The organism is Sphingobacteriales bacterium, from assembly GCA_016699615.1.
Lineage (GTDB): Bacteria > Bacteroidota > Bacteroidia > Chitinophagales > JADIYW01 > JADJSS01.
In genome coordinates, this window is the sequence record CP064984.1 from 2,304,866 (window position 1) to 2,331,588 (window position 26,723).

Sequence of the window (26,723 nt, forward strand, 5' to 3'; positions counted from 1 at the left end):
TATTAAATTTTAAATATAGACTTGGTCCAGATATTTAGATTTTCATTTTTTGCACCAAATCCTTTGAAAAAATTTGCAATTGTTTTCTTACTACTTCCACAAAAATTGAATGTCTTGCCACCCTGAATAGTTTGATTTATTAATTGATGCAACATATAATGCATAGCACCAGAATTTTTATACGAAACATTAAAACCACTTAAAAGATAATACACAGTATGATTATCTTCTACATAAAATAAAGTTGCTAATAATTTTCCTTCAGTATTTTTACATACAAGTGTGTTGCCACAATTTTTGTCTGAGCAAAATTTATTTATTTTTTCAAATGTATTATAATCAATTTTTGATTTTATATTTTGTTTTGTAAATGTTGATTGTATGATTTTGTAGGCATCTTCAAGTTGTGTGCTTTTTTCAATAGTGTATTTGTTTTGTATTGCTTTGTTTATATTTCTAAGATGATTTTTTGAAAGTTGATTAATGCTATAAGCTTGTTCAATAATATATGTTGTGTAAGTTTCTTTTTTATACTTTAAATTTGATAAATCTATATCTGAATATTCTGGTAGAAATTTAAAATAAGATTTAATGTAATTTGAATTCTGTTTAAACAATTCAATGCATATTCTATTTCTATCTGATTGATTAATGTCTTTATCTAAAAATATAATTGATTGATAAAAATTTATGTCTGGTAAGTAAATTCTATTAGTTACAAAATTTCCTTTTGTGCAAAATGGTAATAATGCAATTGTTTTGTCATCTTTTTGATAAAGCAGAACGTCCCAATTTTCGGCAATAAGATTTAGCCATTCAGGATTTGCAAAGAAATGAATTGTAGCATTGTGTTTATTATAAACATCTAAATATGATTTTTTGCTTTCTTTCATTTCATTGTTTGTAAACTTTACTTTTTCTGTAAAGATTTTATGCCAACATTCCAAAAGAAGAAGCTCCATTTGTCAGCAATTTCTTCAACTATTTTTGATGTTGGTTTGCCTTTGCCATGTCCTGCATTTTTTTCAATTCTTATTAATGCTGGATTTATTTTACTACTGTATTCTTGTAATTTTGCTGCAAATTTAAAGCTATGTGCTGGTACAACTCTATCGTCATGATCGCCAGTTGTAATCAATGTTGCTGGATAGTTTGTGCCTATTTTTAAGTTGTGTAATGGTGAGTATCCTTTGAGGTATTCAAACATTTCTTTGCTTTGTTCACTACTTCCATATTCTGGAATCCAGCCCCAACCAATTGTAAATTTGTGATACTTTAGCATATCTAAAACGCCAACTGCTGGAAATGCAACTTTACAAATGTCTGGTCTTTGTGTTATTGTTGCACCAACCAATAAACCACCATTACTTCCGCCAGAAATTGCCAATTTATTTTTCGATGTGTATTTTTCTTTTATTAGATATTCTGCTGCTGCAATAAAATCATCAAACACATTTTGTTTGTTGAATAGCATGCCAGCTTTGTGCCATTTGTCGCCATACTCACCACCACCACGCAAATTTGGCATTGCAAATACGGCACCATTTTCTAATAATAATATTGTTGATGCAGAAAAGAAAGGTGTCATGTTGATGTTAAATCCACCATAAGCATATAAGTATGTTGGATTTTTTCCATTTAATTCAATTCCTTTTTTGTGTACAATAAACATGGATACTTTTGTATTGTCTTTGCTTTTGTACCATACTTGTTTTGATTCATAATCTTCTGGATTGAATTGTAATGTTGGTTTTAGAAATAAGTTTGAATATCCAGTTGTTGAATTATAAATAAATATTGAATTTGGATAATTGAAAGAATTATAACTATATGCTACAAGTTGGTTTGTTTCTGAAGAACCAAAAAATTCTATATTTCCTGATCCAGGTAGTGCAATTTCTTTTTTGTTTGTTCCATCTATGTTGTATACAAAAAGTTTGTTGCATGCATTTTGTAAGTACACTGCAAATAATTTTCCTGAAGAAACTTCTATGTTTTCAAGCAATGCATCTTTTTGTTCTGGTATAATTTTTTTCCATTTGCTGGGCTCATTTTGTTCTGGATTGACAGCTATTAATTGTTTGTTTGATGCACCTTCATCTGTGTAAACATAAAATAAACCATCTTTTACTGTTATCACAGCATACTCATTTTTAAATCCTGTGAATAATGGTTTAAAATCTGAAGTAAGGTCATCAGCTTTCTTCCAATATACTTCATTACCATATGTTCCTATTGATCTATATCTAAATAAATATTTTTCATCTTCTGATACACTAATGCTATTGAATGAAAGTGGTTCTTTCTCGTCTTTAAAGATTAATTTGTCTTCGCTTTGTGCTGTGCCAATAGTATGATAGTAAATACAATGATATTGATTGATATTTGATAATTCTTTGCCTTTTTCTGGCTCAGGATATCTTGAATAGAAGAAACCATTTTTGTACCAACTAGCACCAGTAAATTTTACCCAATCAATTTCATCATTTAGTTTTTGTTTTGTATTAATATCGTAAATCTCTATGCTACTCCAATCACTTCCTGCCTTATTAATACTCATAGCTATGTATTGATTGTTATTTGAAATGCCAGCAATATCATAACTTGTTAGTCCAGCTTTGTCTATACTATTTGGGTCAATAAATATTTCTGGGTTTTCGTTTGTACCTTTTTGTATATAAATAATCGCTTGATTTTGTAAGCCACCATTTTTTTTATATAAAATGTAATCGCCAGCAAAAAATGTATTAGAGATTTTTTCGTAGTTATACAATTGCTGGTATCTTTCTTTTAATTGATTCCTGTATGGAATTTTATCTAAGTATGCATCTGTTATTTTATTTTGCTCATCTACCCAATGCTCAGTTTCTGCTGATGTGTCGTTCTCCAGCCATTGATATTCATCTACTATCTCTGTTCCAAAATAATTGTCTTTGTAGTCAATCTTTTTTGTAACAGGATAATTGATACTTAGCGTTGTGCTTGCTTTCTTTTTGTCTTTTTTAGCATACATATTGCTTGTTAGTATGTTTAGTATTAGTAATACTAAAATGTATTTTTGCATTTCTCTTTTTTTACAAAATTAAAAAAATATAAAAAATAAATGATTGTTAGTGTGTTAATTAAACTATTTTAATTTTCTGTTTATTGAATTGAATAATACTGTCTTTGTATAATTTATTTCGTTTTCTCAACTCTACTTTGTCATTAACTTTTACGGCGCCATTCTCTATTGCTTCATTAGCTTGTGCGCCAGTTTCGCACCATCCAGATGCTTTTAATAATTGGTTGAGTTGAATGTATTCTGTATGAATTTCAAATATTTCCATTGTTACAAATTGTTCACAATATTAAAGATAAAATGAGATAATACCTAAGAATCACTTATTTTTGTAGACTATGAATCGAAAACAATTAATAAAAGAAATTCATAAAAAGAAATCATTTTTGTGTATTGGATTAGATACAGATTTGAATTTAATACCAAAACATTTATTGAAATATAAAGAACCATTGTCTGTTTTCAATAAAGAAATTATAGATGCTACAAAAGATATATGCGTAGCCTACAAACCCAATATTGCATTTTATGAGCAATATGGCACAAAAGGTTGGGCACAGTTGGAACAGACAGCAAAATATATTCCAGATAATGTTTTTAAAATAGCAGATGCAAAACGTGGAGATATAGGCAATACATCTAAAATGTATGCAAGAGCTTTTTTTGATGAGATGAATTTTGACGCAATTACTGTTGCACCATACATGGGAAAAGATTCTATTCAACCATTTTTAGAATATAAGAAAAAATGGACAATTATTTTAGGTTTAACATCAAATATTGGTAGCCTCGATTTTCAATTTATAAAATCTAATAAAAAACCAATCTATCAGCATGTAATAGAAACTTGTATGCAATATGGTGATGATGAAAATACAATGTTTGTAGTAGGTGCTACGCAAGATAAATATATACAACATATACGTACATTCTGTCCTAATCACTTTTTTTTGGTGCCTGGTGTTGGTGCGCAAGGTGGAAGTTTAGAAGCTATTGCAAAAAATGGATTGAATAAAGATGTTGGTTTGTTAATCAATAATACACGTGGAATAATTTATGCATCTAATGGAAAAGATTTTGCTGAAAAGGCGAGAGCAGAAGCATTGAAAATGCAAGCAGAAATGAAAATATTATTAAAATCAATATGATTTTTTCAGACGAAGAAAAGCAATATTACTCAAGACAAAATTTATTGCCTGAAGTTTCAATAGAGAAGCAATGGCAATTAAAACAATCAAGTGTATTAGTTGTTGGTGCTGGTGGTTTAGGTGCTACAGTATTGCAAATTTTAGCAAGAGCTGGTGTTGGAAAAATTGGTGTTGTAGATTTTGACACCATAGATATTACTAATATTCATAGGCAAATATTATATACTTATGCTGATGTTGGAAAATATAAAGTTGATGTAGCTGTAGAAAATTTAAAGCATATAAATCCATTCATTCATATTGAACCTTATCAGTTAAAAATATCGAATACAAATATTGTTGAGCTAATATCAAATTATGATATTGTAGTTGATGCTACTGATAATTTTAATGCTAAATATTTAATAAATGATGCTTGTGTGTTATATAATAAAATATTAGTCTTTGCTGCTGTGCAGCAACATGTTGGTCAAGTTGCAGTTTTTAATTTTAATGGAAGTTGTAATTATCGTGATGTTTTTCCTGAAATTCCTATGCAGCTAAATAATTGCAATACAATTGGTGTGTTGAATACTGCAGTAAATGTTATTGGCACATTACAAGCCAACGAAGTCTTGAAAGTTATTTTAGAATTAGATAATATTTTATGTAATAAACTATTGATTTATGATGTATTGAATAACACACAACAACTATTAAGAATTAAAAAACAATATCTGTTTAGTTTTAAAGATTTAGAACATCATAACAAAGATATAAGCGAAATTGATGTAGATGATTTAGCGCAACTTAATCCATTGGAATATTATTTAATTGATGTGAGAAGTGCTTATGAACATCAACAAGAAAATATTGGTGGCTTAAATTTTCCTTTAGGAATACTAGAAGATAAATTACAAGAATTAGATAAAAACAAACAAATTATATTCTATTGCAATACAAATGTAAGAAGCAAAACAGCTGCAAAAGTTGCCAGAAAAATAGGATTTGAAAATGTTATTATTTTAAGTAGATAACTATTTTTTCAATAGTTCTTTTATCTCATCTCTAACTTTGTCTGAAGTTGGGTCAGTTGTTGATAGAAAATAATCTACAACATTGCCTTCTTTGTCTAATAAATACTTTTGAAAATTCCATTTTGGATGTGTTAGCATATTTGGACCAGGAGCATTGTCGCCCAAAAATTTAAAAATCGCATTTTGATTGTCGCCTTTTTTTACATGTATTTTCTCCATTATTGGAAAAGTTACACCATAATTAATTTGACAAAATTGTGCTGCATCTTCAGCAGAATTTGGCTCTTGTCCAGCAAAATCATTAGAAGGAAAACCTAAGATTTCAAAACCTTCGTTCTTAAATTCTTGGTACAGTTTCTCTAGTTTTTCAAACTGAGGTGTGAAACCACATTTCGATGCAGTATTCACAATCATAACTACTTTTCCGTTATAATCACTTAGATTTATTTCTTTTCCGCTTGCTGTTTTCGCTTGCAGTGTTGAGATTGAATTTTTCATTTTGTATAATATATTTTGTTCCGTTTCGTTGATATGTTTCGTCTAATCTAATGACATAGTTTTCTATTTCTGCATCTTCGCCTTCAGCATCATAAGTTGATTTTAAATCTAAATCGAAGAATTTTGCGCCAAAATTCCACCAAAAAGTTTTAAAGCCACCTCTGTAATCTTTTAATAAATCAAATACACTAACTCCAGTTTCTCTGTGCACTAATTTAATTAAAAATTTGCCTTGTGTGCGTGTCATGTTTTTTAATTCTTCTTGATAGGCATCTTTTAGTAAATCTTCTGCTTTATTTAAAAACGCTTTTTGTTCCTTTTTGTTCAATGTTTTTATATGTTCGTCTATCACTTGTGAAAGACGTGCAATTCTAAGCGCATAAGGATATACTTTTTTTAGGTAATTTTGGTCGCGATACGAAATGGTAACTGGCTTTAATTTTGTGGCTTGTATAAGCACTGGCTCAAGAATTACTTCTTCAATCAAAGTATCTCCATCAACAACTACAGATGGTAGTACAATTTTCTCATCATTGCTTTGTGCAAATGACGATTGTATGATTGATGATATTAAAAATAAAAGTACTAAGTTTTTCATTGTAAAATATTATCCAAATTTATACCAAATTTTAGATTCCATTTTTATTTGAATTATAAAATATGTTAAAATTGTAATTTGTTTTTAATGTCTAACTATTTCTAATGACCAAATGTTGTATTAAACTTTCTAGAATCTCTTTTTTCTCGTTTGATATGCTTAGCTTCTCTAAATTTTCTTTTGCTATTTGTATAAAGTTATTTCTACGCTCAATAGAATAATTGTAGATATTGTATTTATTATAAATAGATAAAACCTTTTCTACCTTTTTGTCAGTATTTTTACTGTTTATTATTTCTTCTAATGTCGTATCGTTATTGTTTTTTGATTGTTCTAATGCTTTAATGAATAGAATTGTTTTTTTATTCTGTAAAATATCGCCGCCTAATTGTTTGCCTACATCTTTTGTCTCACCATAGCAATCTAAAATATCATCTTGAATTTGAAATGCAATGCCAAGATTTAAACCATATTGATACATTGCAATTGCATCTTCTGCTGATGCGCCACCAATAATAGCACCAATTTGCATACTTGCAGCCAAAAGCACAGCTGTTTTTAGCTTTATCATGTTGATGTACTCAAGTTCTGTTACACTTTGTTGTTGTTCAAAATTTATATCATATTGCTGACCTTCACAAACTTCAATTGCTGTCTGCGTGAAAATATTAAATATCTTATTAAAATATTTGCTTTCAATTTTCGATAAACATTGATATGCATAAATCAATAATACATCACCACTTAGTATCGCTGTTGTTATATTGTATTTTTCATGCAAGGTTTGGTGTCCACGTCTGAGTGGTGCGTCGTCCATAATATCATCATGTATTAATGTAAAATTGTGAAAGTACTCTGTAGCTAGTGCAGCATCAAGTGCATGTGTGTACGATTTGTTGTATAACTCAGTGCAAAGTAATAAAAGTGCTGGTCTCAATCGTTTACCACCAATTTGCAAAAAATAATTATTGGGTTCATATAATTCTTGAGGTGATTGTGTGAATTTATTCTGATTTAGATAGTCTAAAAAATATTCTCTTAGTTGTTCCAAGGTATGCATGTACAAAAATAAGATTAATTGTACTTATTGTTTGTGTTTTTTGTATATTCGTTGTCTTGTTTTAAAAAAAATAATTATTGATTATTAAATAAAATTTGAATTATGTCATTAGAAGAGTTTAAAAAGAAGCGAGCATATAGACAAAGAAATTGGACACAAGTTAATGCATCAAACTCATGGAGTATGTTTAGAATAATGAGTGAGTTTGTTGATGCATACGATAAAATGGATAGAATTGGTCCATGTGTTTCAATATTTGGTTCTGCTCGTACAAAACCAGATAATCCATATTATCAATTGGCAGAAGCATTGGCAGAAAGATTGGTGGAAGAAGGTTATGGTGTAATAACTGGTGGTGGTCCTGGAATTATGGAAGCAGGCAATAAAGGTGCTGCCAACAAAGAAGGAAAATCTGTAGGTTTAAATATTGAATTGCCATTTGAGCAAGGTCATAATCCATACATAGATCATGACAAAGTAATTACACACCATTATTTCTTTGTAAGAAAAGTTGTGTTTGTAAAATATGCACAAGGCTTTGTGTATTTGCCTGGTGGCTTTGGTACTTTTGATGAATTGTTTGAGGTGATGACATTGGTGCAAACTAAAAAAATTGAACGTGTGCCAATAGTATTAATGGGCAAAAGTTTTTGGGCTGGCTTGTTAGATTGGATAAAAACAGAAGTGTTAGCCAATCAGCAGAATATTAATGAAGTAGATTTGGATTTGTTTTTAATTACTGATGATGTAGAAGAAGCTATTGAATATATCAATAATTTCTACGATACAGAACAGCATGATTTAAAACCAAACTTTACTTAATAGCATACATTTTACTAAACCATTCGTAGTCTGGCGTATTGCTGTCTAATGTGTATTTATTGAATTTTTGAGGATGTTCTTTAAATTTGATTAATGTATCAAAAGCACGTGCAATATTCTTAAAATACGTTTGATGATAGCCAATATTGTTTTTTCTTTTTACATAGCTTTTAAATGCTTTTAAATTTGATTTAAGCAAATCAAGCTCGTTGATTTCATAATATATTTTTAGCAAAAGATGTTTCATGTTCAAATTCCAAAGTATGTCTTTAAATTGATGTGTCATCAATATTTTAATTGCTTTGTTGTATTCTTGTTTGGCATAAAATAATTTTGCCTGATTGAAAGCTAGTGTAATTGCTCGGAATTCAGATTCTATATAAATATTGTATTTCTTTATAAATTTTTCTACATCTTTTAGTCTATTTAGTCTAATGCCAAGTGTTACAACATTAGAAAAAATAAATCTAGTGATATGTTCGTAGTCATAAAGAAATTTTTTATTTAAGGCATATATGTATAGCTCAAATCCAGCAATACGATATTTTATAATATTCTGATTGTGTTTTTTTACACAGTAATTTATGATTATTTTATATAAATTATTTATATCTATAAAAGAAAATAGATTTTCATATTTTTTTAAGTTTTTTACTAAGTTGTCAAAGTTTACTTCATCATCATTGTTGATTAAAATATAAGTTTGATAATAAATATTGATTAATGGATTGCTAAGTAATTCGGATTTTGGTAAATAATTTAAGATAGGTTCTAATAAAATATTTTCAGTTACTTCGGAGTTTAGTGCTTTTATAGAACTTGTTTGTGTGGCATTTTTTAGCAATTCAATTACATAATAAATGTTTAGATGATGGTTGATTTCATTTACATATTGCAATGTATTTCTGTTTTGAATTGAGCTTATTTCATATTGATTGCTGAAAAAATGAAAAGCATCTAAATAATATTTATTGTCTTTTATTTTTGTTTCTGTATAATTTCAACACCATCTTGCAATTTTATTTCAGCATATTTGTGTAGTTGTTTTCCAAGATAAAATTCTGCTAAAATATGATGTTGGCTAATTTTATTTTTATCATAATGATATTCTACGATAAATTCTTCCAATAATTGTGTGCAAAGCCAAATTAAATGTCTAATGACTAAGTCTTTGTATGCTGTTTGCTCGCCATAAAGATGTAAAAATGCCTTTTCTTTTGTAACAATATGCTCATTTATGCTTTTCTTTGAAGAAAAAATAAAAAAAAATCATACAAATCTTTGTGCAATTTGACATAATGAATAATAACGTATTTTTTTAACAGTCTTTTTTCTTCTTTATTTAAAGCTAAATAGGTTTGTATTAATTTTGTTTCATACATTTTTATTCTATTTTATTTCCATTTTTTATTGACAAACGGATTTTTTTATAATTCAAAAATAAGTTTTTTTTTATAAACTTTGTATAGAAATTAATTTTAATGAAAAAATATATAAAATTCATCTTAGCCACATTTGTATGCACAATGCTTATTTTTTCCAGTTGCAGCAAATCAGCATCTAGTCCAAAAGATGATCAAAACAACTTGCGTAGAATTAAAAAATCTAATAAGATAATAATTGATAATGCAAATAGAGTAGATAGAGAAAATGCAGATAGAATCATTGAATCTATTACGTATTTCTATAATGATGATGACTTATTAATACAGCTTAATTTTTATGCTGATACTGCTGCTGGTACACCATTGCAAGCAGCTTGGGACGTAGAGTATTATAATAATATTGCCACATTAAGTTCGGTAACTAATAGTAGCGTAGGCTTGCAATTTATACATGATAACCAAAAACGTGTTTTAGTAGTAAAATCAATAATAAATGGACTGGATAGTATAAAATTCTATTATGGTGACTCTAACCAAATTTCTGAAATAAAGATTATAGATATATTTGGACAAAGCAAACACCATTTTGATTTTATATACGATGAAAATAATAATTTGTTGGCATATAAAACCATAGACAGAAATAATGGCAATCTAGTTTCAAGAGTGGCGTTGAGCTATTATCCAGATTACAAAATCAGAAATGAGTTTGATAGTAGATTTTATAGAGAAGAAACCAGATTGTACTATTTAGGTGGATTGAATTTGATATACATGTTAGGTTTGAACTATGGCGAAACAACCAAAAATGCATTGAAAGAAAGAATAGAGTATATGCCAAATTTGACAGGAGATACCACAACAAGAACAAACCAATATACTTATACATTCAATTCTGAGAATGAAATTATATATAGAAAAATGACTGGACCATCAGATACTTTGTATTATAATTTTGAATATGAATAATAAATAAAGCCAAATAATATGAAAAAAAACAATAAAACAAGAATGCTAATCATTATATCAATTATTATTGTCGTATCAGCATTTTTTACAAGCTGTGTGCCAACACCTGGAGGTAGTGGAACCACACCATCTGGTACTTTTAATATTGGTATAAGTGCTACATTTGATTATTTTTATGATTGGTGGGATTTTCCATTTGGAATTAGCAAAGACACTTCTAAAATTATTTTAATTGATGGAGATTCTATTCGATTTAATGCAACATCTGCAGAATATACTGAATCAGGTATTTTGACTAGGTCATATGCTTCAATACAAATAAATGTGCTAAATAATCAAGCTAATAACTATCAGTTATTGTATATTGAAGATTCTTTATTTAGATCAAGCTCGCAAGATGGTTTAAAAACAATTAACAATAATACTTATACGCAAGATAAATGGAAAGTAATTTCTACAGTTTCTAAACATTATTTATTTCCATTGCCTATGAATTTTGAAAAATATATTGTGTTTAGAAAATTAAAACCTAATAACCAATATTTATATTTTTGGTTAAAAGTAAAAGGTAAAATGTATAAAGCTAATAGGATTCATCCATATTATGGCGAGACTTCCATAAATATAATTGAAACACATTGCTTAAATGGAAAATATCAATTGAATAATATTACAACTGGATTGTAAAAATTATTCTGATATTAAATATTTGTTTATTAAATTTTTTGTACTAATTTTATTGATATTTTAATATTTTAATACAATATGTCTTGCATGTTTATATTTATTCAGGTTTGTTTTTATGTAATTATTGAATTGAAAAATAATTTTTATAATGCTTTTTAATTCTTTAGAGTTTATATTGTTTTTTGTAGTATTTTTTCTACTGTATTGGAAGGTTTGTAGAAATAATCTAAAAAATCAGAACCTACTTATTCTAGTAGGTTCTGCTCTTTTTTATGGTTGGTGGAATTGGAAGTTTTTATTTCTTTTGTCTTTTTCTATTTTATTAGATTTCTTCACAGGAATAAAAATGAGTAAAGCTAAAAATCACAACATCAAAAAAAGATGGCTGTGGCTAAGTATTGTTATTAATTTAGGTTTCTTAGGTGTATTTAAATATTATAATTTTTTTATTTCATCATTTGAAGAGCTATTAGCATATTTTGGCTTACATTCAAATTTTTATTTATTAAATATAGTTTTGCCAGTTGGAATTTCTTTCTATACTTTTCATGGCTTATCGTATGTAATAGATATATACAAAGATAAGATTAGTGCAGAAAAGAATCTTATAGATTATGCTGTATTTGTTAGTTTTTTCCCATTGTTGGTAGCTGGTCCAATAGAGCGAGCCACACATCTTCTGCCACAAGTAAAAAAACAAAGGGTGTTTAGTTATACACAGGCAACAGATGGATTAAAACAAATTTTATGGGGTTTCTTTAAGAAAATTGTAATAGCAGATACATGTGCAGAATATGTAAATGAAATATTCAATCAGCCAGCAGATAGCTCTGGAATTACATTAGCAATTGGTGCTGTGTTGTTTGCATTTCAAATTTATGGTGATTTTTCTGGCTACACAGATATTGCCTTAGGTACAGCAAAATTGTTAGGCTTTGAATTACTCAAAAATTTCTCTTATCCATATTTCTCAAGAAGTATAGCTGAGTTCTGGCGAAGATGGCATATTTCTTTGTCTTCATGGTTCAAAGATTATTTGTATATTCCGTTAGGTGGTAGTAAAAATGGTATGATTAATACGATTAGAAATACATTTATTATTTTTTTAGTAAGTGGATTTTGGCATGGTGCTAATTTTACATTTATTGTTTGGGGTTTTCTTCATGCATTATATATTGTGCCTTCTGTTCTGCTCAAGACAAACAGAAATAATTTAGATATAGTTGCACAAGGAAGATTTTTTCCATCAATGAAAGAATTTGTGCAGGTAATTGTTACATTCATTTTAGTTTGTTTTGCTTGGATATTTTTTAGAGCAGAAAGTACACAAAATGCATTTGAATATATATATCTAATGTTCTCAACATCATGGTTAGATTTTGAAGGAAGATATATAAAAGTAATTTTTATAATTATAGTATTTGTGTTAATAGAATGGAAGCAAAGACAACAAGATATAGTATTAAAACTAAATATTAAGCGTAATTTTTGGAGATATCTTATTTATTATATTATTCTAATATGTATTTGGTTTTTTATATCTAAGCATCAAAAAACAGATTTTATATACTTTGCATTTTAGCTATGAATAAATTTATTTTAAAAACAATAAAATTTTTATCGATACCACTTTTTGCAAGTGTATTGTTGTATTTGTTGTTGTCAAAAAAAATAACAAATGGAAGTTATTTAGCTGCTTTGTATGAATTTAAACAACCATTGCTGCAACAACATCAACATCAAAAAAAGATAATTATTATTGGTGGCTCAAATGGTAAGTTTTGCTATTATTCTCCAATCATAAAAAAACATTTCTCTGAATATGAAGTGATAAATGCTAGTTTGCAAGGCAATGTTGGGTTAATGCATTCGCTAAATTATATTAAACCATATTTGAATAAAGATGATATTGTTATTCTTTCGCCAGAATATGCCATGTTGCAAACAGAAAGTGGTTTGTATGGTAATTACCAAAGTACACATTTGATGTCAGTTTATAATGGTGTTTTTAATCAAAACTTTAAAGATCTAAACTATTTACAATCATTTTTATCACAATCTTTTATGCATTATAAAGCATTGTTGGAAATTTTAGTTATCAGGATTGTAATTGGAAATAAGCAACAAAAAGAATTGTTTATTAAAAAACATCACAATGAATATGGAGACATTATTCACGCTAAAGGAAAAATAAACTATGTGAGTTTCCCAATACAAATTGACACTAATTTTAATCAATATGCCATTGAGTTTTTAAGTAATTACCAAAAATTTTGCACTGAAAACAAGATAAATTTCTTTGTAAATTTTCCAGCAGTAGCAAAACAAGCATTAACTATTCAATTAGATGATAGTTTGTTTCTACAATCTTTTAAAAGTAATTTTAAAAATGTGATGTATTTGAATTTTCCATCTGATGCTGTTGCAGACAAGGAGTATTTCTTCGATTCTCCTTATCATCTTAGAGAAAAGGAACAGCACGAGCATACAGAAAAATTGTGCGCACACTTGAAATCAAAATTATAATCTTGTAGTTGTTTCTTATATTTGTACATGTTGTTTAGGTATTCGAGTTTATTCTTGTTCTTATTAACAGTAGTTTCATGCACGCAAAAATCGCAAGTGCCTATTGCTGATGAAAGAAGTGAGTCAAATGATAAGTTATTAATAGAACCATTAGCTTGTCATTTTATTTCGCCAATAAATTTACCTTTTGATTTGGCAGGAAGTTTTGCAGAACCACGCACCAATCATTTTCACTCAGGTATTGATATTAAAACTAATAAAGTTGAAGGTTATCCAATATTTGCTGTTGCTGATGGCTTTATTTCAAGAATAAAGATATCGCCTTTTGGCTATGGAAAAGTTGTGTATGTTGAACATCAAAATGGATACACTAGTGTGTACGCACATCTACAAAAGTTTAATAAATTATTGGATAGTTTGGCGCTTTCATACATGTATGCAAATCAAACTAATGAAATAGATATCGTATTAGAGAAAAATAAATTTAAAGTAAAACAAGCTGATACAATAGCATTTTCTGGCAATTCTGGTGGTAGTACTGCGCCACATTTGCATTTTGAAATTAGAGAAACTGTTTCTGAAATGGCAAGAAATCCTTTGGATTTTTATAGTTCAGATATGTTTGTTGATAGCACAAAGCCAAGTATTCAAAAAATAATAATAAAGGAATTTTTCAATGAAAATTTCGTGTTAGATACCATGAACGTGTACAAGGCATCTGATTTTGTAACACAGAATTCATCAGTTGTGTATGTGCAGCAACCATATTTTACATTTGCTGTGCAAGGTTATGATAAACAAAATGAATTGTCGCAGAATAAAAATGGTATACAAAAAATAGAAGTGTTTGAAAGAAATAGCTTGCTATTTGAATATGATATTCAAAAAATAGATTTTAATTCGACAAGAGCGTGTAATGTGTTTTTTGACTATAATTATTACTTGCATAATAAGAATGTGTATGCCTATAATTGTTTTCAATTAACCAATAATACTTTACCAATTTACACGAATCAAAATAAAAAAATATATACAATATTGCCAAATGATACAATGTTTCTAACAATATATGCGTATGATTATAATCAAAATAAAACGGTGCATTATATAAATGTTTGTCATAGGAAAAATAATTATGTCAAAAATGAAATTGCAAAAATTATAAATAAAAGATTAGTTTCAGCATCTCAAAAAGATAGTGTAGTTGTTGGTAATTTTAAAATAATTTGGAATAAGAATACTTTTTATGATAAACAATATTTGCATTATGATGTAGATACTACTAAACAAAAATTTATTGTACAATTGTATAAAGACGAAACACCTTTGCATAATTCAGCTGAAATTGTAATCAATAATTCTACATTAAAAAATAAATATAAATTATGTGTTGTGTTAGAAAATGATAATAAAAAAAATTATCTAAGTACTACTGTGCATAATGATAATTTTATTGCACAAAATAAAGAATTGGGCAAATTTTATTTAGATTACGATACTATTGCACTAACAATTTCTACTGTTGTTTTTAAAAACAATCAATTTTCTGCTTTTATTGAAGATAAACAATCTGGCATTCTAACTTATAATTTATATGTAGATGATAAGTGGACGCCAATTTATTACGATGCAAAAAATAATAGCATTCAATCATATACAAGCATAAAAGGTACTAAACTAAAATTAGTTGTTATAGATAAGAAAAATAATATTTCAACTTATGAGAAATAATTATTCAAACAAATAAGCAATGTCTTCTTGAGTAAGATTTTTTACAAAATTTTCTTCAGCAACTATTAATGCATCTGATGTTACTTGTTTTCTTTCTTGTATAGATATTATTTTTTCTTCTATACTGTTTTTGCAAATCATTTTGTAAGCAAATACATTTTTTGTTTGTCCAATTCTATGTGTTCTGTCTATTGCTTGTTGTTGTATAGCTGTGTTCCACCATGGATCTACTAAAAATACATAATCAGCTGCAGTTAAATTTATTCCAGCATTTCCTGTTTTTAAGCTCATTAAAAATACTCTTTCTGTGCTGTCATCTTCCTGAAAAGCAGCAACCATTTTTTGTCTATCTTCCACAGCTGTGTCGCCATCAAAATGAAAATAAGGAATATTGTTTTCTATTAATTTTTCAGCAATTAAATGCAACATACCTTTGAATTGAGAAAACACCAAAACTTTATTTTTAGATAAATTGTTGATGATTTCATCTAATAGCATATCAATTTTTATAGATGATGTCGTGCCAATATCATCTTGTTTGAGTAGCGTAGGAGAGCAGCATACTTGTCTTAATTTTATAATTCCTTGTAGAATATTTAATTTACTTTTTGCTAAACCATCGTTCTGTATGTTTAAAAATATACTCTTTCGTATCTGTGCTTTTATGGTATTGTACACTTCTTGCTGTTCATCATGCATATCACACCACAAAACTAGCTCAGTTTTTTCTGGCAAATCAGTGGCTACTTGTTGTTTGGTTCTTCTTAAAATAAATGGTGCTGTTATTTTTTGTAATGCAATTGTTTTTTCTTCATTTTTATCTCTGTCTATTGGCAATACATATTCTTGTCTAAAAAATTCTTGAGAACCTAAGTATTCTGGCAATAGATAATTTAACTGTGCATATAAATCAAATGTATTATTCATGATTGGTGTTCCACTCAATGCAATTTTGTGTTTTGCAATAATTTGATAAACTGCCTTTGTAGTTTGTGCATAATATGTCTTTATATTATGACTTTCATCTAATATAATTGTATTCCAAAGTGTGTTTTTTATTTTTTCAATATCAGCACGCAATGTAGAATATGGTACAATCATAATGTTGGCTCCAGATTCTAAAAAGCTTGTAAAATCTCTATTTTGTTGATAGTACAGAAAAGCATTGGCACTTGGTAAGAATTTTTCTAATTCATTTTTCCAATTATACATCAATGAACTAGGACAAACGATAATAAATTTTTCTAATGTATTTTTTTCTAATTGATTGGCAATAAAACAAATTGTTTGAATGGTTTTACCAAGTCCCATGTCGTCTGCCAAGCATGCACCAGCATTGATTTCAGCTAATAAACAAAGCCATTCATATCCTTTTTGTTGGTATGGTCTTAGTGTTGCTTTTATACTATTTGGAACTGGATAAACTGTTGTTTCTATTTGTTGCCACAAGTTCCATTTTTCACGCCAATCATCTTTGATTATGAATTTTAATTCTGCAAGCTGTTTAATTTCTTCGTGTTGTAATAAAAGCCATTTTGGAATAATGATTTTATTTTTTTCAATCTTACTATGTTTTATAATTAGTTCATAGTTGGTAATCCACTCTTCTGTAATGATGCCAATAGAATTGTCTTTTAATAAAATATTTCTTTGATGATTGAATAATGTTTTTGTAGTTCTGATAAAGAAATAATTTCATCGCCAAATGATACTTGCATTTTGGCTTCTATAATATTTTCTATCGTTTTTAATTCTTCAAATTTTGTTTGTATGGAATGTTTAGAATATCTAAAATTTCCTAACATATCCATGCCTATTAATTCTACATTCTCTTCTAATAATTCATGGTATAATTTTAAAAACCAATTTTTCTTTTTTGCTTCATCAAAAGATAAATAATAGTAATTATTGAGTTGTTTAGAGAAATTTGGATGTTTGCTTTTTATATAACTAATAAAATCATTTTCTAAAGTTTCGTTGCGTTTTATAGTATAAATTTTTCCATCAATACTTGTTTCGTGTTCAGGTGCATATGTGCCATCAATTAAAATATTATCGTATCTAAATTGTGGTGTAAGCATCAAAAAAGCGCCACTATTTACTTCACTAAAATAGATACAGTTTTTTGGAGCCACATCAATTAAATTCTTGCTAAATATTTCTTTGCCATTAATTTTGTATAGATGTTCTATTTTTTTTACAATATTCTTTAGCAAGTATTGTTCGTCAAAAGTGTTGTTTTGATTGAGCTCTTTGTACAGCCAAATAAGATTGTAGTAGTCATCAATCTTTAAAAGGTAATAAGTGTTTTCTTTTTTTATTAAAAATTCATAGCATTCAACATCATCTATTGGAAAAGTATTGTTGTCAATATTTATATTAATACTAAATGTAAACTTGTCTTTTGTCCTTTTGTATAAGTTAATTTCAAGTGTAGGTTTGATGTCTGAAATACTACACGATGAAATTAAATAATTTCCTGTTTTTGGGTTTAGTATTCTTTGGTATAATTTATTCTCTTTACCATATTCAATTACTAATTTTAAGTTGTCATACAATTCTCTGTTGTATGCTTTTGGTAAATAGTTTTCAAGATTACCACCAGATTTTTGTTTCTTAAAGAATTTTATAATTTCATTTTTTCTAAAATGATGATGCTCTTTTGTAAATAAATCAAAAGTTGCTTGTTCCGTTTTAGTAAATCGTAGATATTTTAGAATGTTTTCATCCAGAGTGTAGTTTTCAAAACGACTAAGATTGTTTTTGTTTTTTATAATTTCTAAAACGCTAAAAATATCATCTTGGTTGCTTATGTTTTCTGGGTGTAGACAAAATGCGTGCTGTGCTTTATTATTTTGAGCCATAAAACTTTCTAAAAAAAATATTATAATATTTTGTCGTGTAAAATTAAAGTAGCAATGTAAAAATATAGTAAAAGTCCAGTTACATCAACTAGTGTAGCTACAAATGGTGCTGATGAAGTTGCTGGGTCAAACCCTAATTTTTTAAGTGCAAATGGTAACATGGAGCCACACAAAGTTCCCCACATTACAATTCCAACAAGTGTTAAGCCAACAGTAATGGCAATATATATTGCATGTTCGCCATAAATATGTGTTGCTTCATTCCAAATAAATACTCTGAGAAATCCAAATACACCCAAAATTAATCCAAGAATTAATCCTGATAAAAATTCACGGCGCATTACATACCACCAATCTTTGAGTGTAATTTCTGCAATTGCTAATGAACGTATAATCAGTGTGGCTGCTTGTGAGCCTGAATTGCCACCACTTGAGATAATTAATGGAACAAATAATGCCAACACAACTGCTTTTGCAATATCTTCTTCAAAATGCGACATGGCAGATGCTGTTAGTAATTCGCCCAAGAATAATAAGGTAAGCCATCCAGCTCTCTTTTTTACCATTTCCAAAAGTGGTGTTTCTATGTATGGTAATTCTAATGAATCCATACCACCAAATTTTTGCATGTCTTCTGTGTTTTCTTCTTCTTCCACATCCATCACGTCATCAAATGTAATGATGCCTACTAATGTTTTATCATGTGTGAGCACAGGAAGTGCTTGTCTGTCATATTGTTTAAAAAGTGTAATCACTGATTCTATATCATCAGTTACTGTTACATAGACAAATCTTTGGTCTATTAAATCTGCAATTAATGTTTGTGGATCAGCAAATAAAACATGCCCAATTCTAATGTCATCAATTAATTTTCCTTTGTCATCAACAACATATAGCATATTTACGGTTTCGCTCCTTTTGCCATATCTTCTGATGTGTTCTAACACACGTTCTACTGTCCAATCTAATTTGATTGCAACATAATATGGTGTCATCATTCTACCAACTGAATTTTCTGGATAGCCTAACAAGCTTGATGCTACCTTTCTTTCTTCATCTGATAATAGATTGAGCGTTTTTTTAAGTATGTGTGATGGTAGTTCTTCTAATAGTTGTGTTCTGTCATCTGGCGACATATTATTTAAGATGTCTGCCATTTTTACTTGTCCTAAAGATTTGAGTAAACTTTGTTGTGTTTCTAATTCAATATGCTCAAATGTACGTGCCGCAATTTTTACTGGCAAAATTCTAAATACAATTACTTGTTGTTCAGGTTCAAGTGTTTCAATAAATTCAGCAATCTGGCTTGGGTGCGTAGCAACTAATTCAGTTCTGAGTTTGAACCAGTTTTTATTATTTAATAAGATATTTGCTTCTTGAAACATACACGCTTGCCTAAGCTGTAAAAATAAGGAATTCGGTGTATATTCTTAATTAATTTTTAGGCTGTTGTAATTAATTTAAAACCAACTCCATGCGTATTTTGTATTTCAACTGTATTGTCATCACTTAAATATTTTCTTAGTTTGGTTATATAAACATCCATACTTCTTCCGGCAAAATAACTGTCATCTTTCCAAATTTTATTGAGTAAAATTTCTCTTCTAATTGGTTGGTTGATGTTTATTGCCAATTGTTCTAAAAGTGCTGTTTCTTTCTTGGTGAGTGATTTTTCTTTTGTTGCAATTGTAAGTTTCAAATCATTTGCATCAAGTGTGCATTTTCCAAATTTATAGACTCTACTTGTTTCTTCTGGTTGTTTTATTCTTCTAAAAATAGCTTCCATTCTAAGTATCAATTCTTCGAAATTGAATGGTTTTGTCATATAGTCATCAGCACCTATGCTCAAGCCTTTTAGTTTGTCTTCTTGCATTTCTTTTGCAGTAAGAAAAATAATAGGTGTGTTGTTGCCTTTCTCTCTGATTTCTGATGCGAGCGTGAATCCATCTTTTTTTGGCAACATGACATCTAAGATATACATATCAAAATCTTGCTTGTATATTTCACGCTCTGCATCTACGCCATTCACACAATGTACTACATTGTAGTTTTTTTCTTCTAAGTTGTCTTTGATTACAAATCCTAGATTGTTGTCATCTTCTACTAATAATATTTTATATTGTTGTTGTGTCATATTTAGTTGTTTTTATAGAATGGAAACCAAAGTCTAAATGTAGAACCTATATTCGCTTCACTTCTTAAAGTTACAAAACCTTTATGTTGTTTCATCATGTTTTTAACATAAAATAACCCTAATCCAAAGCCTTTTACATCATGTAGGTTTCCACTACTTAAACGATGAAATTTCTCAAATATTTTCTTTTGATTTTCTTTGCTAATGCCTTTTCCATTGTCTTCTACATCAATAATTACAAATTCTTTCTGATTGCTTGTTTTTACACTAATAATTGGCTCTTGTTTGCTGTATTTCACTGCATTGTCTAATAGATTGAATACAATATTTTTAATGTGTATTTCATCGCCTTTTATGAAATAATTATTTGCATTTAAAACTACTTCTAGCTTTCCATTTAGGTCAATAATTCTTGGTTCAAAGTTTTTACATATTTCAATGATTAGTTCATGTAAATTTATGATACTTATACTTAAGCTGATCTTGTTGGATTCTATTTGCGAAACTTGAAGTACTCTTTCAACTTGGCTTTTTAATCTTTCGTTTTCTTCATTTATAATTGATGCGTAGTGTTTTAGTTTTCTTGGATGGTTGATGATGTCATCTTTCATTAATACGCTACTAGATAATCCAATTGTTGCAATAGGTGTTTTAAATTCGTGTGTCATGTTATTTACAAAATCTGTTTTGATTTGCGTGAGTTGTTTTTGTCTTAATATTATTAAGATAGTATAACTAAAAAATCCAAGAACTACAATTAATACAAATGAAAAGAAAATTAGTAGTTTAATGTCATCATCTAATAAAATGCTGGTGTTTTTGTCTAGTGTAATGTTGATATATTGTACAATACTACCAAATTGATAATTGATTGGCTTGAATTCTTTCTGAGTCATATCAATCTGTCCTCGCTTAATTTGTAAATTATTGAAGTCTTTAATTGTATAATCAATATTTGTTCTAATATTATTTATTTTATACTCTTTGTATATTGCTCTCTCAAAATTGCTGAGTGGAATAGGTTTGCTGAAAATAATAGTGAAATTATTTTCAGTAGGTTGGTCAATTTTAAAGAAAACATCTTCGATTTTACTTTGAACGGCAATCTTATTAATTACATTTCTTGTTGAGATGATTGTATTATTGCTAAATTTTTCGTTTTTATAATCAAAATTCTTTTTTACCCAAAATATTTGAGTAATAATAATTCCACCTAATGAAATAAAAGCCAAAATGATGATATTTCTAATGACACTATTTTTCATTCATCAATACGATTGATTAAAAATAAGACAGCTTTGTATACATTAGCCAAAAATTGAGTGCATAAATAAAACACACAGATACTTAGTAGCATAACTTTTAATTCTGGTGCTATATTAAAAGTTTGGTAAACATAATTTACAATTAAATAGTAGGATAGAAGAATGGTGCAAAATATTATAAATGATATGATTAGATATGAAATGTATTTCTCTTTCGTAAAAACGCCCACAACTGTATTGCTTACAATAAAAAATAAAATAGGTGTTTGCAATAAGGTACTTGTTGTTACTTTGTCTAAAGAAAATATCAGCGAAGCAATAAATAATAGAATCGACAATGTGATGATAGTAGCACATTGTATTAATAAGTTGAATTTTCTATAGCCAAAATAGGTAACTATCATTTTGTAATAGCTTTTTGATGAGGTAAATGTATAAATTATTTAAATAATTTTACATTTTTATTATTCTATACTATTTCTTTTTGTGCTTATATTTATAGCATGAACAATGAACATTTAATTGCTTTCGATAGGTTGATAAATATTATGAATGATTTGAGAGCAAAATGTCCGTGGGACAAAAAGCAAACTATTCAAACTCTTAGAACTTTGACCATCGAGGAAACTTATGAATTGGCTGATGCCATTTTGCAAGAAGATTGGACAAATATCAAAGAAGAACTGGGTGATTTGTATTTGCACTTAGTTTTTTATAGTAAAATAGCTGCAGAACAAGAAAAGTTTAGCATTGCAGAAGTTTTGAATAATGTGTGCGAAAAATTAATTCACAGACATCCACATGTGTATGGAAATGTAGAAGTTGTAGATGATGATGAAGTAAAAAGAAATTGGGAATTATTAAAACTACAAGAAGGAAAAAAATCTGTATTGCAAGGCGTACCCAATTCACTTCCACCATTGAATAAGGCATTACGCATTCAAGACAAAGCAAAAAATGTAGGCTTTGAATGGGAAACTAAATCGCAAGTTTGGGAAAAAGTATTGGAAGAATTGGAAGAACTAAAGCAAGCAGAAGCAACTGAAGATACTAATAAAATTGAAGAAGAGTTTGGTGATGTCATATTTTCATTGGTAAATTATGCCAGATTTTTGAAAATAGATACAGAAGTTGCATTAGAAAAAACAAATCAGAAATTTATAACTAGATTTAAGAAGATGGAAAATTATGCTCAAGAAAACCAATTGCAATTAAATAAAATGACATTGACTGAGTTAGATGCATTGTGGGAAATGGCAAAAGAAAATAAAATATAGATAATTGAATGTAAAAAATACATATAGATTAGTTATTCTGTTGTCCTTGCTGTCTATCTTACTTGGAATTAACTATTATTTTTTAGATAATGTAGATATACAGACAGCCAAGAAAGTTGTGCAGAAATTAGTGAACAACAAAGAAAATGTTGCAACTGAATTAATTAATAGTAATAAATTTCTAACAAATTATACAGACTTAAATTATCTAAATACTCTAAGAGCAGAATTGAGCAAAAATGATTTGCAATTATTTATTTACTCAAAAGATAATTTGTTTTTTTGGTCAGATAATGAAACGATATTAAAAAATCCGAAGATAATTTATGATAGCGAAAATAGATTTGTAAAACAAGGCAATGGATTTTATGTTACAATACATAAATTTTTGCCAGATTTAGAACATCAGTTAATCATTTTAATTCCAGTTTATTATCAATATGCTATCAATAATCAATATTTGGTTAATGGCTTTGCATTTGACCATAGCATTTTAGATAAAGTAATTATTACTACAAAATCTACAGAACAAGAAAATTCAGTTTATAGTGTAAGTGGCGAAAAACTATTTTCTATTAAAGCATTAGACAGCACAAAACATCCACCATATTTTATAATTTTTATGTGTGGCTTTTTAATTCTTGCATGCGTATATTATTATACAAAAATTGTTAGGTATTATTTGTCTTACAATAAACGAAATGCATATTTATTAATTGCTTTGTTTGTTGTAGGTTGCGAAGTATTATTTAATCATACAAATATATTTTCAGATTTTTATAATTTCAAATTATTCTCATCATCATTATATGCATCAAAATATTTAGGAAGCAATTTAGGCGTATTTATAGTTAGATTATTGTTGTTGATATGGTTGTTGTATTTTATCAAGTTTATAGAATATACTGAAAATGTTTTCTTACGTAAAATGTCATTAGCGTTGCCTGTATTTCATTTTTATTTTATTATATATGTAATAGAAAATATAATATTAAACTCAACTATTAATTTTAATTTTTTTTAGTACACATCAGTTAATATCTATTTGTATTTGGCATTGATATTATTTGGTTTGTTGTTCTTTACATTGTTCCAATTACTCAATTATATTTTTTATAGTAAAATTGAAAAACAAGATTTTTATCTAATTCTAATGCTTATTGCTATTGTATCAGTTGTAAGGTATGTTGTTAATGGAAATGTATATTTTACACTATATCTAGCATTTTGGCTAAGTAGCTTTATTTTGATTTTTTACATCAAAAAAGAAATCCAATCCAAGTATTATTTTATTACTTCTATTCTGATTATTGCAATGTTGGCAATGCTCACCACAACTTTGCTTTGGATATTTTCGAGTGATAAAGAATTAGAAATTAAAAAGAAAAAAATCCATGAATTATATGCAGAAAGAGATTTGTTAGAAGAATTTGATATGGCAACCATCGAACAAAAAATTGCCAAGGATAATTTTATAAAACAATACATAGCAAATCCATACTTGACAAATATTGATTTGAATGAAAGAGTTTTAAAATATCTATCTAAGTTTAATAAAAATTATATAATAAACTCATACACATTCGATGCTGAAAAAAATACACTCAAAGGCGTAGAAAATAAAACAGCTTATTATTTTGATAGAATGATAAATCTAAAGAAATCAGTACATATTACAGATTACTTTTATCACATTCCATTAAAAGAAAGTGGCGAAAAATATGTAGCACGTTTTTTATATAACGATGATACACTCAATTATGGTTATATCTATATTGAATTAATTCCACGTATATTCAAAATCAATAGCGCATATCCAGAATTATTGACGAAGAATAAAACCTACTATGATGATATTTTTAAAAATTATTCTTACGCAATTTACCAAAACAAACATCTAATAAAAAATAATGGTTTTTACCAATATGCAACTTATCTAGATTTTCGTAAATTAAAAAACGATGATTATAATATTGTAGATAAGTACAATTATAAGCACTTAATTTATTTTTCAAACGATAAAGCAATTGTAGTATCTGAGCCAAATAAATCATTGTGGGTTGCTATATCAGTCTTTTCACTCATGTTGTTCACTTACCTTATTTTGTTTGTAATATTAGATTACATGGGTTTTTCATACAACATGTGGTTAGATACCAAAATCAAAGATTTCTTTATAAATGACACGTTGCAAAAACAAATTCAAAACTATATTATACTATTGCTGTTTTTGTCGTTGAGTATATTGGCATTTATTACATTTGTATATTTTAATTTCCAATATAAAAATATTTATTACGATAAATTGAAACAGAATACAAACGTAGTCGTTAAAAACTTTAAACAACTTTTCTTAGAATATTATCCAACTTATGGCGAAGAAACGTACAATTGGGTAATTGCAAATAAACTACAACAACGTTCAGATGTTTTTGAAATTGATATTACAGCATACAACACAAATGGCGATATGTTGGCAACATCAAACCCAGAAATATATAAGAATCATCTTGTCTCAAAAAAAATGAATTCCGAAGCATATTACGCATTGTATCATTTACGAAAGTCAAAATTTATTGGCGAAGAAAAAATTGGGAAACTTAGTTTTTTAAGTTTATACATTGCAATTGTAATTGATGGCAATACAAAATTGTATTTGCAATTTCCGCATTATAATTTAGATAAATACTTACAATCAGAAATTGTACTGTTCTTAATTTATTTAATTAATATATATGTTTTGTTTTTAATTTTAATTGCATTTGCAGCAGTTTTCTTATCAAAGAGCATCACCAATTCACTTGCTATTATTGCCAATCATATACAAAAAGTACAACTAGATAAAAAGAATATTCAATTAGAGTGGAACAAAAATGACGAAATTGGTTTGCTGGTTAAACAGTACAATAGAATGTTATTCGAACTTGAAAAAAGTGCAATAGCATTAGCAAAGTCAGAAAGAGAAGGTGCGTGGAGCGAAATGGCAAAACAAGTAGCACACGAAATAAAAAATCCATTAACACCAATGAAGTTGAGCATTCAGCATTTGCAGCGTGCATTGTACAATAATGATGAAAATTTACAAGAACTCACACTCAAAATTTCAAACAGGTTAATTGAGCAAATTGATATTCTTTCAGATATTGCGTCAGCATTTTCAGACTTTGCAAAACTACCAAGTTCAGTAGTTGAACGAATAGATTTTATTCCAATTCTCACTTCAATTATAGAATTGTTTAGAGAAACAAATCATGTGAAAATTTATTTTGAAAAAAATTTAGATGATGCATTCATCATGGCAGACAAAAACCAAATGAATAGAGTGTTTACTAATTTATTTAAAAACGCCATTCAAGCAATTCCATCAGACAGAGAAGGTATCATCAATGTAGATATTCAAGATGCAGGAGATTTGTATCAAATAAGTATAAAAGACAATGGCAATGGAATTCCAAAAGATAAAGCATCAAGAATATTTGAACCTAATTTTACAACCAAATCTTCTGGAACTGGCTTAGGTCTTGCTATTTGCAAAAATATTATGGAAAGTATAAATGGTAAAATTTGGTTTGTATCTGAAGAAAATACTTATACCATTTTCTACTTAGAAATTCCTAAAGACAAATAGATTAATATTATATTATATTATATTATATTATATTATATTATATAGTATGTTGTT

The 26,723-nt window shown here is 27.9% G+C and carries 25 protein-coding genes; 12 read left to right on the forward strand and 13 right to left on the reverse strand.

From position 1 onward, the window contains the following. Window positions 1-2: 2 nt before the first annotated feature. From IPK18_10990 to IPK18_11000, 3 genes are read right to left on the reverse strand one after another with little or no spacing between them, the layout of a single operon-like run. On the reverse strand, window positions 3-893 hold the full coding sequence (locus IPK18_10990) for a GNAT family N-acetyltransferase (GenBank protein QQR97385.1): 891 nt from the start codon (window positions 891-893) through the stop codon (window positions 3-5). A 17-nt stretch (window positions 894-910) separates the two neighbouring features. Beyond that, window positions 911-3,064 carry a S9 family peptidase gene (locus IPK18_10995; protein ID QQR97386.1) on the reverse strand — a complete coding sequence of 718 codons (2,154 nt, stop codon included), beginning with the start codon at window positions 3,062-3,064 and terminating at the stop codon, window positions 911-913. A 58-nt stretch (window positions 3,065-3,122) separates the two neighbouring features. Continuing rightward, the gene (locus IPK18_11000; protein QQR97387.1) at window positions 3,123-3,329 is read right to left on the reverse strand and encodes an RNA-binding S4 domain-containing protein; all 207 of its coding nucleotides are present in this window, start codon (window positions 3,327-3,329) and stop codon (window positions 3,123-3,125) included. A gap of 70 nt (window positions 3,330-3,399) precedes the next feature. Between IPK18_11000 and pyrF the strand changes: the two genes are divergently transcribed. Together pyrF and IPK18_11010 are read left to right on the forward strand one after the other, a co-directional pair. Further along, window positions 3,400-4,209: an orotidine-5'-phosphate decarboxylase gene (gene pyrF, locus IPK18_11005; GenBank protein QQR97388.1), complete on the forward strand. Its 810-nt coding sequence runs from the start codon at window positions 3,400-3,402 to the stop codon at window positions 4,207-4,209. Further along, window positions 4,206-5,225 carry a HesA/MoeB/ThiF family protein gene (locus IPK18_11010; protein QQR97389.1) on the forward strand — a complete coding sequence of 340 codons (1,020 nt, stop codon included), beginning with the start codon at window positions 4,206-4,208 and terminating at the stop codon, window positions 5,223-5,225. Before pyrF ends, IPK18_11010 begins: the two co-directional genes overlap by 4 nt. On the opposite strand, the gene IPK18_11015 is transcribed toward IPK18_11010, so the two are convergent. The 3 genes from IPK18_11015 to IPK18_11025 form a co-directional block, all read right to left on the reverse strand. After that, window positions 5,226-5,723 (reverse strand): redoxin domain-containing protein, encoded by a 498-nt coding sequence (locus IPK18_11015; protein ID QQR97390.1) that lies wholly within the window; start codon window positions 5,721-5,723, stop codon window positions 5,226-5,228. After that, window positions 5,659-6,321, reverse strand: coding sequence for a DUF4294 domain-containing protein (locus tag IPK18_11020; protein ID QQR97391.1), 663 nt, complete (start codon window positions 6,319-6,321; stop codon window positions 5,659-5,661). The genes IPK18_11015 and IPK18_11020 overlap by 65 nt, the downstream gene beginning before the upstream one ends. Before the next feature lie 91 nt (window positions 6,322-6,412). Further along, entirely contained in the window at window positions 6,413-7,381 is a 969-nt protein-coding gene (locus tag IPK18_11025) for a polyprenyl synthetase family protein (GenBank protein ID QQR97392.1), read from the reverse strand. Window positions 7,382-7,483: 102 nt separating this feature from the next. Between IPK18_11025 and IPK18_11030 the strand changes: the two genes are divergently transcribed. Continuing rightward, window positions 7,484-8,203, forward strand: coding sequence for a TIGR00730 family Rossman fold protein (locus IPK18_11030; protein ID QQR97393.1), 720 nt, complete (start codon window positions 7,484-7,486; stop codon window positions 8,201-8,203). Here IPK18_11030 and IPK18_11035 read toward each other — a convergent pair. Continuing rightward, complete coding sequence (locus IPK18_11035) at window positions 8,196-9,101, reverse strand: hypothetical protein (GenBank protein ID QQR97394.1); 906 nt, start codon at window positions 9,099-9,101, stop codon at window positions 8,196-8,198. The two genes, IPK18_11030 and IPK18_11035, sit on opposite strands and share 8 nt — an antisense overlap. An 80-nt stretch (window positions 9,102-9,181) precedes the next feature. Further along, window positions 9,182-9,331, reverse strand: a complete 150-nt coding sequence (locus tag IPK18_11040; GenBank protein QQR97395.1) for a hypothetical protein — start codon at window positions 9,329-9,331, stop codon at window positions 9,182-9,184. 398 nt (window positions 9,332-9,729) lie between these two features. Between IPK18_11040 and IPK18_11045 the strand changes: the two genes are divergently transcribed. The 5 genes from IPK18_11045 to IPK18_11065 all read left to right on the forward strand — a co-directional run bounded on the left by IPK18_11045 (window position 9,730) and on the right by IPK18_11065 (window position 15,501). Continuing rightward, window positions 9,730-10,557 carry a hypothetical protein gene (locus tag IPK18_11045; protein QQR97396.1) on the forward strand — a complete coding sequence of 276 codons (828 nt, stop codon included), beginning with the start codon at window positions 9,730-9,732 and terminating at the stop codon, window positions 10,555-10,557. Between the two features lie 18 nt (window positions 10,558-10,575). Next, window positions 10,576-11,244 (forward strand): hypothetical protein, encoded by a 669-nt coding sequence (locus IPK18_11050; GenBank protein ID QQR97397.1) that lies wholly within the window; start codon window positions 10,576-10,578, stop codon window positions 11,242-11,244. 148 nt (window positions 11,245-11,392) lie between these two features. Further along, window positions 11,393-12,826 (forward strand): MBOAT family protein, encoded by a 1,434-nt coding sequence (locus IPK18_11055; GenBank protein QQR97398.1) that lies wholly within the window; start codon window positions 11,393-11,395, stop codon window positions 12,824-12,826. Between the two features lie 2 nt (window positions 12,827-12,828). Beyond that, on the forward strand, window positions 12,829-13,770 hold the full coding sequence (locus IPK18_11060; protein ID QQR97399.1) for a hypothetical protein: 942 nt from the start codon (window positions 12,829-12,831) through the stop codon (window positions 13,768-13,770). 96 nt (window positions 13,771-13,866) lie between these two features. Next, a complete protein-coding gene (locus IPK18_11065; protein ID QQR97400.1) occupies window positions 13,867-15,501 on the forward strand; it encodes a M23 family metallopeptidase in 1,635 nt (544 codons plus the stop codon). Here IPK18_11065 and IPK18_11070 read toward each other — a convergent pair whose 3' ends face one another. The 5 genes from IPK18_11070 to IPK18_11090 all read right to left on the reverse strand — a co-directional run bounded on the left by IPK18_11070 (window position 15,502) and on the right by IPK18_11090 (window position 21,764). Further along, window positions 15,502-16,950 carry a DEAD/DEAH box helicase gene (locus tag IPK18_11070; GenBank protein QQR97401.1) on the reverse strand — a complete coding sequence of 483 codons (1,449 nt, stop codon included), beginning with the start codon at window positions 16,948-16,950 and terminating at the stop codon, window positions 15,502-15,504. It lies immediately after the preceding gene. 185 nt (window positions 16,951-17,135) lie between these two features. Further along, window positions 17,136-18,365: a hypothetical protein gene (locus IPK18_11075; protein QQR97402.1), complete on the reverse strand. Its 1,230-nt coding sequence runs from the start codon at window positions 18,363-18,365 to the stop codon at window positions 17,136-17,138. 20 nt (window positions 18,366-18,385) lie between these two features. Continuing rightward, window positions 18,386-19,750, reverse strand: coding sequence for a magnesium transporter (gene mgtE / locus IPK18_11080; GenBank protein ID QQR97403.1), 1,365 nt, complete (start codon window positions 19,748-19,750; stop codon window positions 18,386-18,388). A gap of 56 nt (window positions 19,751-19,806) precedes the next feature. Further along, entirely contained in the window at window positions 19,807-20,499 is a 693-nt protein-coding gene (locus IPK18_11085; GenBank protein QQR97404.1) for a response regulator transcription factor, read from the reverse strand. Between the two features lie 2 nt (window positions 20,500-20,501). Next, a complete protein-coding gene (locus IPK18_11090; GenBank protein ID QQR97405.1) occupies window positions 20,502-21,764 on the reverse strand; it encodes a HAMP domain-containing histidine kinase in 1,263 nt (420 codons plus the stop codon). A 162-nt stretch (window positions 21,765-21,926) separates the two neighbouring features. Between IPK18_11090 and IPK18_11095 the strand changes: the two genes are divergently transcribed. The 4 genes from IPK18_11095 (at window position 21,927) to IPK18_11110 (ending at window position 26,669) form a co-directional block, all read left to right on the forward strand. Then, a complete protein-coding gene (locus IPK18_11095; protein ID QQR97406.1) occupies window positions 21,927-22,148 on the forward strand; it encodes a hypothetical protein in 222 nt (73 codons plus the stop codon). A 119-nt stretch (window positions 22,149-22,267) separates the two neighbouring features. Continuing rightward, window positions 22,268-23,041 carry a nucleoside triphosphate pyrophosphohydrolase gene (gene mazG, locus IPK18_11100; protein ID QQR97407.1) on the forward strand — a complete coding sequence of 258 codons (774 nt, stop codon included), beginning with the start codon at window positions 22,268-22,270 and terminating at the stop codon, window positions 23,039-23,041. Window positions 23,042-23,045: 4 nt separating this feature from the next. Then, window positions 23,046-24,065 (forward strand): hypothetical protein, encoded by a 1,020-nt coding sequence (locus IPK18_11105; GenBank protein ID QQR97408.1) that lies wholly within the window; start codon window positions 23,046-23,048, stop codon window positions 24,063-24,065. A gap of 27 nt (window positions 24,066-24,092) precedes the next feature. Then, window positions 24,093-26,669 carry a GHKL domain-containing protein gene (locus IPK18_11110; GenBank protein QQR97409.1) on the forward strand — a complete coding sequence of 859 codons (2,577 nt, stop codon included), beginning with the start codon at window positions 24,093-24,095 and terminating at the stop codon, window positions 26,667-26,669. Window positions 26,670-26,723: the final 54 nt, after the last annotated feature.

Bases quoted from the DNA above. Each gene is read 5' to 3' on its own strand.
- IPK18_10990 (QQR97385.1), bottom strand. From the start codon at position 893: ATGAAAGAAAGCAAAAAATCATATTTAGATGTTTATAATAAACACAAT.
- IPK18_10995 (QQR97386.1), bottom strand. From the start codon at position 3,064: ATGCAAAAATACATTTTAGTATTACTAATACTAAACATACTAACAAGC.
- IPK18_11000 (QQR97387.1), bottom strand. From the start codon at position 3,329: ATGGAAATATTTGAAATTCATACAGAATACATTCAACTCAACCAATTA.
- pyrF (QQR97388.1), top strand. From the start codon at position 3,400: ATGAATCGAAAACAATTAATAAAAGAAATTCATAAAAAGAAATCATTT.
- IPK18_11010 (QQR97389.1), top strand. From the start codon at position 4,206: ATGATTTTTTCAGACGAAGAAAAGCAATATTACTCAAGACAAAATTTA.
- IPK18_11015 (QQR97390.1), bottom strand. From the start codon at position 5,723: ATGAAAAATTCAATCTCAACACTGCAAGCGAAAACAGCAAGCGGAAAA.
- IPK18_11020 (QQR97391.1), bottom strand. From the start codon at position 6,321: ATGAAAAACTTAGTACTTTTATTTTTAATATCATCAATCATACAATCG.
- IPK18_11025 (QQR97392.1), bottom strand. From the start codon at position 7,381: ATGCATACCTTGGAACAACTAAGAGAATATTTTTTAGACTATCTAAAT.
- IPK18_11030 (QQR97393.1), top strand. From the start codon at position 7,484: ATGTCATTAGAAGAGTTTAAAAAGAAGCGAGCATATAGACAAAGAAAT.
- IPK18_11045 (QQR97396.1), top strand. From the start codon at position 9,730: ATGCTTATTTTTTCCAGTTGCAGCAAATCAGCATCTAGTCCAAAAGAT.
- IPK18_11050 (QQR97397.1), top strand. From the start codon at position 10,576: ATGAAAAAAAACAATAAAACAAGAATGCTAATCATTATATCAATTATT.
- IPK18_11055 (QQR97398.1), top strand. From the start codon at position 11,393: ATGCTTTTTAATTCTTTAGAGTTTATATTGTTTTTTGTAGTATTTTTT.
- IPK18_11060 (QQR97399.1), top strand. From the start codon at position 12,829: ATGAATAAATTTATTTTAAAAACAATAAAATTTTTATCGATACCACTT.
- IPK18_11075 (QQR97402.1), bottom strand. From the start codon at position 18,365: ATGGCTCAAAATAATAAAGCACAGCACGCATTTTGTCTACACCCAGAA.
- mgtE (QQR97403.1), bottom strand. From the start codon at position 19,750: ATGTTTCAAGAAGCAAATATCTTATTAAATAATAAAAACTGGTTCAAA.
- IPK18_11085 (QQR97404.1), bottom strand. From the start codon at position 20,499: ATGACACAACAACAATATAAAATATTATTAGTAGAAGATGACAACAAT.
- IPK18_11090 (QQR97405.1), bottom strand. From the start codon at position 21,764: ATGAAAAATAGTGTCATTAGAAATATCATCATTTTGGCTTTTATTTCA.
- IPK18_11095 (QQR97406.1), top strand. From the start codon at position 21,927: ATGGTGCAAAATATTATAAATGATATGATTAGATATGAAATGTATTTC.
- mazG (QQR97407.1), top strand. From the start codon at position 22,268: ATGAACAATGAACATTTAATTGCTTTCGATAGGTTGATAAATATTATG.